Annotated in this window: 12 protein-coding genes; 5 read left to right on the plus strand and 7 right to left on the minus strand. The window is 64.1% G+C overall.

The window, feature by feature from the left end:
* Positions 1-57 precede the first annotated feature (57 nt).
* Genes JQ586_RS27685 through JQ586_RS27700 form a run of 4 tightly spaced genes read left to right on the plus strand, consistent with a single transcriptional unit; the run spans position 58 to position 3747 of the window.
* Entirely contained in the window at positions 58-1005 is a 948-nt protein-coding gene (locus tag JQ586_RS27685; protein ID WP_212397797.1) for a branched-chain amino acid ABC transporter permease, read from the plus strand.
* Entirely contained in the window at positions 1002-2306 is a 1305-nt protein-coding gene (locus JQ586_RS27690; RefSeq protein ID WP_212397798.1) for a branched-chain amino acid ABC transporter permease, read from the plus strand. The genes JQ586_RS27685 and JQ586_RS27690 overlap by 4 nt, the downstream gene beginning before the upstream one ends.
* Positions 2303-3052, plus strand: coding sequence for an ABC transporter ATP-binding protein (locus JQ586_RS27695; protein WP_212397799.1), 750 nt, complete (start codon positions 2303-2305; stop codon positions 3050-3052). Before JQ586_RS27690 ends, JQ586_RS27695 begins: the two co-directional genes overlap by 4 nt.
* Complete coding sequence (locus JQ586_RS27700) at positions 3052-3747, plus strand: ABC transporter ATP-binding protein (protein WP_212397800.1); 696 nt, start codon at positions 3052-3054, stop codon at positions 3745-3747. Before JQ586_RS27695 ends, JQ586_RS27700 begins: the two co-directional genes overlap by 1 nt.
* Before the next feature lie 27 nt (positions 3748-3774).
* Here JQ586_RS27700 and JQ586_RS27705 read toward each other — a convergent pair whose 3' ends face one another.
* Both JQ586_RS27705 and JQ586_RS27710 read right to left on the minus strand, forming a co-directional pair.
* On the minus strand, positions 3775-3939 hold the full coding sequence (locus JQ586_RS27705; protein ID WP_212397801.1) for a hypothetical protein: 165 nt from the start codon (positions 3937-3939) through the stop codon (positions 3775-3777).
* 37 nt (positions 3940-3976) lie between these two features.
* Positions 3977-5062, minus strand: a complete 1086-nt coding sequence (locus JQ586_RS27710; RefSeq protein WP_212397802.1) for an AraC family transcriptional regulator — start codon at positions 5060-5062, stop codon at positions 3977-3979.
* A 319-nt stretch (positions 5063-5381) separates the two neighbouring features.
* Between JQ586_RS27710 and JQ586_RS27715 the strand changes: the two genes are divergently transcribed.
* Positions 5382-6434: a Cj0069 family protein gene (locus JQ586_RS27715; protein WP_212397803.1), complete on the plus strand. Its 1053-nt coding sequence runs from the start codon at positions 5382-5384 to the stop codon at positions 6432-6434.
* A gap of 41 nt (positions 6435-6475) precedes the next feature.
* Here the strand turns inward: JQ586_RS27715 and JQ586_RS27720 are convergent, their stop codons facing one another.
* From JQ586_RS27720 to JQ586_RS27740, 5 genes are all read right to left on the minus strand, one after another.
* Complete coding sequence (locus JQ586_RS27720; RefSeq protein ID WP_212397804.1) at positions 6476-7120, minus strand: glutathione S-transferase family protein; 645 nt, start codon at positions 7118-7120, stop codon at positions 6476-6478.
* 4 nt (positions 7121-7124) lie between these two features.
* Entirely contained in the window at positions 7125-7865 is a 741-nt protein-coding gene (locus tag JQ586_RS27725; RefSeq protein ID WP_212397805.1) for an SDR family NAD(P)-dependent oxidoreductase, read from the minus strand.
* A gap of 151 nt (positions 7866-8016) precedes the next feature.
* Positions 8017-9213: a CaiB/BaiF CoA-transferase family protein gene (locus tag JQ586_RS27730; RefSeq protein ID WP_212397806.1), complete on the minus strand. Its 1197-nt coding sequence runs from the start codon at positions 9211-9213 to the stop codon at positions 8017-8019.
* Positions 9214-9356: 143 nt separating this feature from the next.
* Positions 9357-10229 carry an AraC family transcriptional regulator gene (locus JQ586_RS27735; RefSeq protein WP_212397807.1) on the minus strand — a complete coding sequence of 291 codons (873 nt, stop codon included), beginning with the start codon at positions 10227-10229 and terminating at the stop codon, positions 9357-9359.
* 208 nt (positions 10230-10437) lie between these two features.
* Positions 10438-10878 carry a hypothetical protein gene (locus JQ586_RS27740; RefSeq protein ID WP_212397808.1) on the minus strand — a complete coding sequence of 147 codons (441 nt, stop codon included), beginning with the start codon at positions 10876-10878 and terminating at the stop codon, positions 10438-10440.
* Positions 10879-11337 lie beyond the last annotated feature (459 nt).

An 11337-nucleotide genomic window follows, 5' to 3' on the forward strand; every position in this document is an offset into this window, starting at 1 on the left:
TTCATTTCAATTGACAGGCTTTGCTCCACGTGAACCATTGTCTTCAGCGAGTGCGCCATGGCTGAGCTGATCGTCATCTCGACTCTCAACGGCGTCCTGTTCGGCATGCTGCTGTTCCTGCTGTCGAGCGGCCTCACCGTGATCTTCAGCATGATGGGCGTGCTCAATTTCGCGCATGCCAGCTTCTACATGCTGGGCGCGTTCTTCGGTTATCAGCTGACGCGCTGGATCGGCTTCTGGCCGGCGCTGGTGCTGGCGCCGCTGCTGGTCGGCGCGGTCGGCATGGCGGTCGAGCGCTACGGCCTGCGCAACACCCACAAGCACGGACACGTCGCCGAATTGCTGCTGACCTTCGGTCTTGCCTACGCCATCGAGGAGATCGTCTCGATGGTCTGGGGCAAGAGCCCGATGGATTACCGGATCCCGGCGGCGCTGGACTTTCCCGCCTTCACCGTGTTCTCCACCAATTATCCCGCCTACAAGATCTTCATGCTGGTGGTGTCGGTCACGATCTTCGTGGCACTGCTGATCGCGCTGAAGCGGACGCGGGTCGGCCTGATCGTGCAGGCCGCGCTGACCCATCCGAGCATGGTCGGCCATCTCGGCCACAATGTCGGGCGCGTGTTCATGCTGGTGTTCGGCGTCGGCAGCGCGCTCGCCGGCCTCGCCGGCGTCATCGCCGGGCCCTCGCTGGTGACGCAGTCCGACATGGCCGGACTGCTCGGACCGATCCTGTTCGTCGTCATCGTGTTCGGCGGTCTCGGCTCGCTGCCCGGCGCCTTCATCGCCTCGCTGCTGATCGGGTTGATCCAGACCTTCGCGGTCGCGCTCAACGGCTCGCTCGCCAGCCTGTTCGGCCCGCTCGATCCGGGCCTTGGTCCCTCGCCCCTCACCGACATCTGGAACGTCACGGTCGCGCAGATCGCGCCGATCCTGCCCTACCTGCTGCTGGTGCTGGTCCTGATCTTCCGCCCGATGGGCCTGTTGGGGACGCGCGAGTCATGAGCAACGCCGCTTCACCCGCACCGGCCGTGACCAAAGAGGAACCCGGCGGCGCCCTGAGCTTCTATGGCGTCTGGCTGATCGCAGCCGCAGCGCTCGTCGTGCTGCCGCTGATCTTCTCCTCCGGCGGCTCGCTGACCTCGTTCAGCCTGATCGGCATCGCGATCATCTTCGCGCTCTCCTACAACATCCTGCTCGGCCAGACCGGGCTGTTGTCGTTCGGTCATGCGGTGCAGTACGGCCTCGGCGGCTTCCTGGCCGTGCACATGATGAATGCGGTCGCCAGCCACAACTGGCCGATCCCGCTGCCGGCGATTCCCCTGATCGGCGGCATCGGCGGCCTCGCCTTCGCTCTTCTGGTCGGCTGGGTGATGACCAAGCGCGCCGGCACCGTGTTTGCGATGATCTCGCTCGGCATCGGCGAGTTGGTCGCCTCCTCCTCGCTGATCCTGCGCAGCGTGTTCGGCGGCGAATCCGGCATCACCACCGACCGCACCGCCCTGATGCCGCTGTTCGGCTGGACCTTCGGGCCGCAGCTCCAGGTCTATTACCTGATCGCGTTCTGGGTGTTGATCTCGGCGATCGCGATGTACGCGCTGACCCGCACGCCGCTCGGGCGCATCTGCAACGCGGTCCGCGACAATCCGGAGCGCGTCGAGTTCATCGGCTACGATCCGCATGTGGTGCGCTATCTCGCCTACGGTTTCGCCGGCTTCTTTGCCGGCATCGCCGGGGGCCTCACCGCGATCAATTTCGAGATTGCCAATTCGGCCTATCTCGGCGCGACGCAGTCCGGCTTCGTGCTGTTCGCCGCCTTCATCGGCGGCACCGCCTATTTCTTCGGTCCGATCCTGGGTGCCATCCTCGTGACCTATCTGCAACTCGGGCTCACCAACGTCACCTCGGTCTCGCTGCTCTATTTCGGCATCATCTTCATCGGCATCGTGATGTTCGCTCCGGGCGGCATCGCCGGCCTGCTGATGAAGCACCGTCCGCTGATCCGCGCCGGCTCCCTCGGCATGGTCATCCCGTCCTATCTGGTCGCCGCGATCCCGACGCTGGCGTTCGCGCTCGGCGCCATCCTGACCATCGAGACGGTTGCGCGGTATTCGGGCGGCGAAGGCGAAGGCAGCACCATCAATCTGCTCGGCATCCCCTTCGTCGCCACGGCGCCGGCAACCTGGGCGGCGGCGGCATTCCTTCTGGTCGGCGGCTACCTGGTCGCTCGCCTCACCTGGCTGCGCGTCGCGGAGGCCTGGGATCGCGCTGCGACAGTGGCTCGTGACCGGGGGTATCTCGCATGACCGCGGCCATCGAAGTCAAAGCCGTCGACAAGAGCTTCGGCAATGTCGGCATCATCCGCGATCTCAATCTGAGCGTCGCCAAGGGCGAGCGCCATGCCATCATCGGCCCGAACGGCGCCGGCAAGTCGACGACGTTCAACCTGATCAGCGGCCACATCAAGCCGACCTCGGGCGAGATCCGTCTCAATGGCGACGTGATCTCGGGCCTTCGCCCGTTCGAGATCAACCGGCGCGGCCTGTCGCGCTCGTTCCAGGTCACCAATGTGTTCGCCCGCATGACGGTGTGGGAGAATGTCCGCTGCGGGGTGCTGTGGGCGACCGGCCATCGCTATGCGTTCTGGAAGAACGTCGACAATTTGCCCGAGGTGAAGCAGCGTACGGCACGGATCCTCGACGACATCCATCTCAGCCACCGGCGCGACGTGCCGGCGGGCCTGTTGACCTATGCCGAGCAGCGCGAGCTCGAGATCGGCATCACGATCGCCGGCGGCGCCAGCGTCATCATGCTGGACGAGCCGACCGCGGGCATGAGCCATGCGGAGACCGATCGTGCCGTCGCGCTGATCCGCCGCCTCACCGAGGGCCGCACGCTCGTGATCGTCGAGCATGACATGAGCGTGGTGTTCGGCCTAGCCGACCGCATCTCGGTTCTGGTGTATGGGAACATCATCGCCTCCGGCACGCCGGACGAGATCCGCGGCAATCCGAAGGTCAAGGAAGCCTATCTCGGCGAGGAGATCGACTGATGCTCGAGGTCAGGAATCTTCACGCCTATTACGGCAAGAGCCATATCCTGCAGGGCGTCGACCTCGACATCGCGGCCGGCGAGGTCGTGAGCCTGCTCGGGCGCAACGGCGTCGGCCGCTCCACCACCGTGAAGGCGATCATGGGCGAGGTGCCGCCGCAGGGCACGATCCGCTTCAAGGGCCAGGACATCGCGGGTCTTCCGAGCTACAGGATCGCCCGCCTCGGGCTCGGTTATGTGCCGGAGCATCGCGACATCTTCCCGAGCCTGACGGTTCGCCAGAATCTCATCCTCGGCATCAAGGATCCGCGCCGCCCCGGCAAGTGGCGGCTCGAGAACATGCTCGACATGTTCCCCAATCTCGCCCGCCGCGCCGACACGCCGGCCGGCGTGCTGTCGGGCGGCGAGAAGCAGATGCTGACCACCTGCCGCACCCTGCTCGGCGACCCCCAATTGATGATGATCGACGAGCCGACCGAAGGACTGGCTCCGCTGATCGTGCAGCAGGTCGGCGAGCTGATCGCGACAATCGCGAAGGCCGGCGTCGCCATCCTGCTGGTCGAGCAGAAGCTCTCGATCGCGATGAAGATCTCGAACCGGGTCTACATCATGGGCCACGGCCGCGTCGTGTTCGAAGGCACCCCCGACCAGCTCAAGTCCAACGCCGCCATTCGCGAGGAATGGCTGGAGGTGTGAGGCGACCCGGCCGGGCAGGGCAAACCATCAAAGGTAGCCGTAATACAGGCCCCAGATCAGCGCGACCAGGAGACTGTGGAACCAGATGATGGAAGCCAGGAACAGCCAGTCATCCCTGGTCATCGGGCCGAAAACCGCGGCCCAGGCGACGCGGCAGCGACACGCCAGCTGAGACAGGAAGTTTGAATGCATGGCATTCGCCTAGCGGAATTCGATCCGCCAAGTCTTGCTATTCCGTGCCAGGCACTTGAGGCTTTGTGTCATCCGATCGCCGGGCGTCGTTCGAACTCCGGTACGCCCTCGGCGTGATCCCGGTCCACCGCACAAAGGCATGTGAGAAGGAAGAGACCTCGCTGTAGCCCAACAACCATGCGACTTCGGAAATCGGAAGCTCCGCTTCCTCGAGATAGCGTCGCGCAAGCGCAATTCGAAACGCCGCGAGGACGTTCAAGAATCCCAGGCCCTCGGACGATAACGCCCGGGCGAGAGTCCTCCGGCTCATGCCAAGACGGCGCGCGACTGCCTCCGCGTTGGCCTTGCCGTGCGGAAGCAACTGGGCGATCTGGTCTTCGACGCGAGACCGCACGCTGGTCCGTCTTGACGCCCGGTCGCTGAGCGCTTCGTCGGCATATTCGAGCAGCATCCTGTTGAGATGCAGATCAGCGCCCACGACAGCCAACGCGCCGATCTGGGCAGGGAACAGCACCTCGTCCACGTCAGCTGCAAATTCGATGTCGCATCCCAGATGGGTTCGGACATCCGAAGGTGTTTCCCGCCTGTAGTGCTTCAATTTGACTTGTTTCGGGACCAGCCTGCCGTCAGTCAGTGCGCGGCAAATACGGACAAGCGCTATCAGCCAGAATTCCGCGTGGTGACGATCCGACGACCTGTCGATGTTGACATACTCGAAGCCAACGGCGAATCCGCGCTCCAGAGAGGCCCGCAGCCGCACACCCTCGTTGTTGATCGCGCAGTAACGTCCTCCGGTTTGCAGGGCATCGCCCAGTTGCTCCGATGAGGCCATGACGTAGTATAGGAGCCCGATCTCCCCGAGTTCAAAGTCCTGGGCCAAACGGAATCCGAAGCAGTCGTCCTGCAATTCCCTGGCAGCATGCTCGAGCAGTTTTATCTGCGCTCGCGCGTCGATGCGGCGCTTGCGGTCCTCGATGTCGTCGATTGTCATGCCTGCGGCCGACACGATCGGAGCCAGGTCAACTCGCGCATCCCGAAGTCGGGTACATGCGAGACGCGCGATCCCCCCGGCTGAGGTTGGTATCGATGGCAAGGCGTTTGCCAGGCGTATGGTGTTTTTCATCCGGCACCGAAATGTGTCGTCGCCAAACGTCGCGAGCTTCCGGGATCGGATTTTGACCTATGTCAAATCAGCTCACGTCTCGAAACCGGCGGTCTGGCAGTATCCGGCAATTAAATGACCCTGTGGTTACAAGACGAGAAAGGGGCAAATCATCTAGCCGGTTGCTTCGCGGCCACTCCGTGTCCCCTCCGGGGCGTCACATTCTCCGACTTGAAAACCACCCGAAGGCGGGTAAATTCACCTGTCGGGGATCAGGCAGACTCCCCGTCAGACGCCCCGTCCAAGCTCTGCGCGGCACGACTAGTCGTGGAGCCTGCGCATGGACACCGAACGACATCCCTCCCCTCGCCATACCGTTGCCATCCTCTCGCGTGGAGACGCGGCTGCGCGTCGGGAGGCCACTCCGCAGAACAGCCGCTTCGTCCGCGTCTTCGAGGCGCTCGCGGCCGCCGGCATCGAGGCGCGTCCGGCGATCTACGATGAAACCTTCGCTGATGCCGTCCGCGAGCAGCTTCTGACGGCGGATGGCGTGCTGGTCTGGGTCGATCCGATCCATCAGGGCAAGACCCGCGCGGCACTCGATGCATTGCTGCGCGAGGTCGCGGCGCGCGGCCCATGGGTGAGCGCACATCCCGACGTCATCCTGAAGATGGGCGTCAAGGAGGTGCTCTACACGACGCGCCATCTCGGCTGGGGTGCCGATACGCATCGCTACGCCAGCGCCGCCGCATTCGCAGCGGAATTTCCACCCCGCTTGCGGGCAGGCGGGCCCCGCGTCCTCAAGCAGAATCGCGGCAATGGCGGCCAGGGCGTCTGGAAGGTGGAGACCGTGCCGGGTGCCGATGCGGCAATCCGGGTGCTCCACGCACAGCGCGGGAGCTTGACTGAAGACATCCCCCTCGACGCATTCATCGCGCGCTGCGCGTCCTATTTCGAATGGGGCGGCTGCATCATTGATCAGGCGTTCCAGCCGCGCCTGCCCGACGGAATGATCCGTTGTTACATGAGCGGAAGCAAGGTGGCGGGCTTCGGCCACCAATTGATCAAGGCCTTGATCCCGCCGCCGCGGCAGGGGCCGGACTCGCCGGATGCGCAGCCCGGTCCACGGATCATGCACGGACCCGATGCCCCGCCGTTCCAGGCGCTGCGCCGCGCGATGGAAGACGAATGGACGCCCCGGATGATGAAGACGTTGAGCCTCGATGAGGCATCGCTCCCCGTGATCTGGGATGCGGATTTCCTCTACGGCCCGCCGGACGCCGATGGCGCCGACACCTATGTCCTCTGCGAGATCAATGTGAGCTCGTGCTTCGCGATCCCCGACGAGGCGCCGGCGGCGATCGCGCGGGCGGTCAGGGAGCGCCTGCCCTGACGGCAGGTCTGTCGGGACATTTGGATCGCGAAGCGAACCGGTCAGGTCTTGACGGTGTTGACCGCGACGCTTTCCTTGTAGGCCTGCCGGGACGTGGTGCGGTCAAGATAGGGGTTTGCGATATCGCAGACCCCGACGCCGTAATCGATCGCCCACACGAGACAGGTCGTCAGCAGGATATCCGCGCTCGTGAATTGATCTCCCATCAGATATTTGCGGCCGTCTGACAGGGCGACTTCCACATGCCTGAGCTGTTGGCGAAAATAATCCGCCGCCTGTCCGACCACGTCGGGCGCATGGCCATAGATGTGTGCGAGCCCCTGGAGGCCGTGGCGGCGCATGACGTAGAGACTGGTCGAGTCGAGCTCGGCCACGATGAAGAAGCACCACTCCAGCCAGCGCGCGAAGTCGCGCTCGTCGCGCGGAACAAGCGACCTCTCCGGATTGGAATAATTCCGCGCCAGATAGGCGGCGATGGCAGCGCTCTCGCCGATCGTGAAATCGCCGTCCTGCAGCAGGGGTACCTTCTGACGCGGATTGAGCCGGGTGTATTCCGGCGTCTTGGTCTCTCCCGAGCGCGGCAGGATCGGCTTGCATTGGTAGTCCAGGCCGAGCTCGTGCAATGCCCAATGGGCCCGGATCGTCCGTGATGTCCCGACACCCCATAGCGTCAGCGTCGTCGACATGGCGTCACCATTTCTCGACGGACGGCCGCAGATCCAGCTCGTGACTCCAGCCGTCGCGGCTTTGCTGGTGCACGAACCAGTAGGCTTCTGCGATGGAGGACGTGCGCGTCAGCGAATCCGGCGGCATCTCCGAGGCGTCGATGCCGCGATCGGCCATCCGCTGGTGAATGGCCGGGCTGTCGACGCCGGCATCGATCAGGAGATGCGCGACATGGATATTCTTCGGCCCGAGCTCACGCGCCATCGCTTGCGCAACTGCCCGCAGGCCGAACTTCGCCGACGCGAACGCCGCAAAGCCGCTGCTGCCGCGCACGCTCGCGGTCGCGCCGGTGAACAGCATGGTGCCGCGACCATGCCGCAGCATCTGCCGTGTCGCTTCGCGCCCGACCAGGAAGCCGGCGAAGCAGGCGAGCTCCCAGGCCTTGAAGAACAGCTTCTCGCTGGTTTCATGGAGGTCCTTCTTGACGTTCGAACCGGCATTGAACAGGCAGACCTCGATCGGCCCGACATCCCGCTCGACACGTTCGCAAAGCTGCTGCACCTCGTTCTCGCGCCGCGCGTCGACGGCGAACGCCTGCACCTGATGTCCGGCGCGCGTCAGCTCCTCGACCAATGCGCTGGATTTCGCCGGGTCCCGCCGCGCGATGCACACCGAATAGCCCCCTGCGGCGAACCGGCGCGCGACCGCGGCACCGATTGCATCGCCCGCGCCAACCAGCACGGCAGCCTTGTTCGTCTCGACCATGGAGATCTCCCACCGACGGCAGTTTGTTCAGTTCAACTCGCCGGCCTTGCGCGGCCAGCGCTTTAGCTCTTTGTTTGAGCATGATCTCCGCGCAAACGCCTTCCGCGTTTGTCGCGAGGGAAAACCGCTACACGCTTTTCCGGATCATGCTCTAGACAACCCGCACGGCCTTCTGCGTAATCATCTGATCGACGGCCGTTTCGCCGTAGCCGAGTTCGCGCAGCACCTCGCGGGTGTGCTGGCCGATGCGCGGGGCCGGGCCGCCGATCGCGGCCGCATCGCGTTCGAAGCGCGCTGCCGGCTTGGGCTGCCGCACGGTGCCGACCCCCGGCTGATCCAGCTCGGCGATGAGCTCCCGTGCCACCACCTGCTCGTTGGCGATGATCTCGCCGCGCCGCAGGATCGGCGCACAGGGCACGTCGGCGGCATCCAGCCGCGCCAGCCATTCGGCGGTGCTGTGCTTGCCGATATAGTCCTGCATCCTGTTGATGCGCGCCGTTGCATTGACGGAGCGCGCGGACGGCGTCGCGAACCGCGCATCATTGGCGAGTTCGGGGTCACCGGTGGCGCGGCAGAACCCCTGCCATTCGGAATCGGAGATCGTGCCGCAGGTGATGTAGCCGTCCGAGGTCTGAAACACGAGATCGGGACGATCGTTGGGATCCGCGGTGGTCTGCTCGCGACCGACCACCGTGTATTGCATCATGCCTTCGGGCCAGAGATAGGCGAGCATCGCGTCCAGCATCGCCACCTGGATGTGCTGGCCACTGCCGGTTTTTTCCCGGGCATAGAGCGCCGCCGTCACCGCCTGCGCGGCATAGACTGCCGTTGTCTTGTCGGCCACGATGGTCCGGATCATCTGCGGCCGGTTCGTCACCGGTTGCGCCTGGATATCGCAGAAGCCCGACAAGCCCTGCACGATGGGATCGTAGACGCGCTTCTTCGCATAGGGTCCGTCTTCACCGACCCCGCTGATGGACACGTAGATCAGCCGCGGGTTTTTCCTGCGCACCTTGTCCGGACCGAGCCCGAGACGCTCCATCGTCCCGGGCCGGAAATTCTGCACCAGCACATCGGCCTGCTCGACCAGCCTGCCCAGGACCTCGCGGCCGGCATCCGTCTTTATGTCGATGGAGAGCGAGCGCTTGCCGCGGTTCGACGAGATGAACAGCGCCGAGAATTCGCCCGATTTGTCGAGAGGTGCGCGGCTGCGGCGGGTGATATCGCCGCCGATCGGCTCGACTTTCAGGACCTCAGCGCCCTGGTCCGCCAGCAACATGGTCGCGAAGGGACCCGAGACGACGCTGGTCAAGTCAAGGACGCGAACTCCTGCCAATGGGCCTGCCATGCTCTGCTTCCTTCTCCGGTTCCCGGTCACACCAGACGCCGGGAAATTCTCGCGCCAGCGGACGCGCCGCTACGCCGGGATACGATGCGAGATGTTCTGGCGCTTGCGGGAAAGCGCCCCGATTTGCGAAAAAGCGCCGAAACTCACGCCCGGCTTCGCTGCCGGAACAGCGACGGGCTCAATCCGGTGACCTGCCTGAAGGTCGACGAGAAGTGCTGGGCGTGGCTGAAGCCCGACGAGAGCGCAATGCTCGTCACGCTCTCATCGGTCAGGCTCAGGCGTTGCTTGGCCGCTTCAATGCGCAAACCGAGCACATAGCGGTGCGGGCTGGTCCCCGTACTTTCATGGAAAGCGCGCAGAAAGTGGCGCTTGCTGAGGCCGGCGACGTCGGAGAGCGCCGCAAGCGAGATCGTCTCGCAGAGATTCCCGCGGACGAACTCCTCGATTCTTCGCAGCTTGAGCGCCGGCAGTCCGCCGCGGCTCAGTGGCTTTGGCGGTTCGACGCCGTGCGACAACCGCGCCAGATGGGCCAGCGCCTGAGTGGCCCAGCCCTCGGCGAACAGATCGAACAGATTGTCGGGTGTGGCGGCCTCCTGGCTTAGCTCGGCCAGACCGTGGCAGAGCTGATCATGGCTGAACGCAATCGCGGGCCTCTCGATCAGGCCATTGAGACGGCTCTGCACGAACCGCGGATCGAGGAAGACGACGACATAGTCGAACGCGGGCTCGACCGACCATTCACCCTCGATCTCCGTGCCGGCGGGAAACAGCGCGAGATTTGCGGCGGCGGAAAACGCGTATTCGACCGGCCGCCCGTTGAGCGTGGCCCGCAATCGCGAACAGCCATTGCGGAACCAGAACAAGGTCAGTTCGGGCTGGCGGAAGTGCCAGTTCATTCGAGGCCGAGAGGTTCGGCTGAGAAGCTCGACCCTGACCGGCCTCGACCTGGCGATGACGGAGGAGACAAGTTCACCGCCGACCTGGCGGACATACCGCCCCTCGCACGCTTCCTCCATGGGATATCTCCTCCGCGTGTGGCACGGATAGTAAGTTCTGAATCAGAATTGACGATCCACGAACGGAAATCCAGCGTTTTGTCGATCGATTCGCCGGGATGTTGGCCGGGCGCGGCTTGCGCACGGGACTGTGATCACCCGCGACGGCAGATGCGCTCCCGGGCCCTGCATCGGATTCCGACGGCAGCCGCAGCGTCATTCGAGCCCGTCAGGACCGGCTGTGCGCGTTTTCGATTTGGTCGACCCATGCCGCAAATCGCGGGTGCTTGACGAACCAGCCGCGCAACGTCGTCAGTTCCTGCTGGACGACCGGCAGCAGGAGAACGCGTTCGATGTCGGGCTCCCTGATCTTCCAGATCGCGGGCGGAAGGAATCCGTGCACCTTCAGTTCGTAAAGCTCGAAGATCGAGTAGATGACTTCGTGCACCGTCCTGACCTCTTCGGGCGTCAGCTCGGCGGATGCGGGGACTCCCTCGTAGAGGAGGGCCGTCATTGGAAGTCTGCGTCGCAGATCGGAGATGCGATCGGAATATCTGAGGAATATGTCGGCGCCCAGACGCCGATTGTTGGTGTGAAGTGCAGTGTAGATCGCCGTGATGCCGACGATGACGGTCCCGAGCGTCACGAACCTCAGAATATGATCGAGCACCGCAGGCTCTCCTTCTGACACACTCCCCAGTCGCGCGAGAGACGTCGCGCTCCGTGCCGGTCGCCGCCCTACTCAATGCCGGAACTGGGCGCGGGTTGTCGATCATTGATTTGCCCGACGGCGCAAGCCCCCATTGCAGAAATATTTCGGTTTATCAGTAGGTCAAATCAGTGTATAGATTTTCCGTCTCACCCGCTCGAGGGGCGCTCGCGATCGTCACGAACGTGGTGGTGGGATGCGGTGGACGCTGCATGCGTGACTGACGAGAGCGCATGTAGCGGACGGCGAAATCGTGCAGGCCTGACGCCCTGGTGGCAGGTGTCCTCTCGTGAAGCGTGCGAAAGCATCTTTGCGAAAGCGGTGACAAAAAAGCCCAGTCTCGCCGGGGAGAGCACGTATAAGCCGTAACCCATCGCGCAGGGAAAGCCGGGTTGTTCCCGGTTACACCTGTGGTCCTAC

Source organism: Bradyrhizobium jicamae (assembly GCF_018130215.1).
GTDB classification, from domain to species: domain Bacteria; phylum Pseudomonadota; class Alphaproteobacteria; order Rhizobiales; family Xanthobacteraceae; genus Bradyrhizobium; species Bradyrhizobium jicamae_A.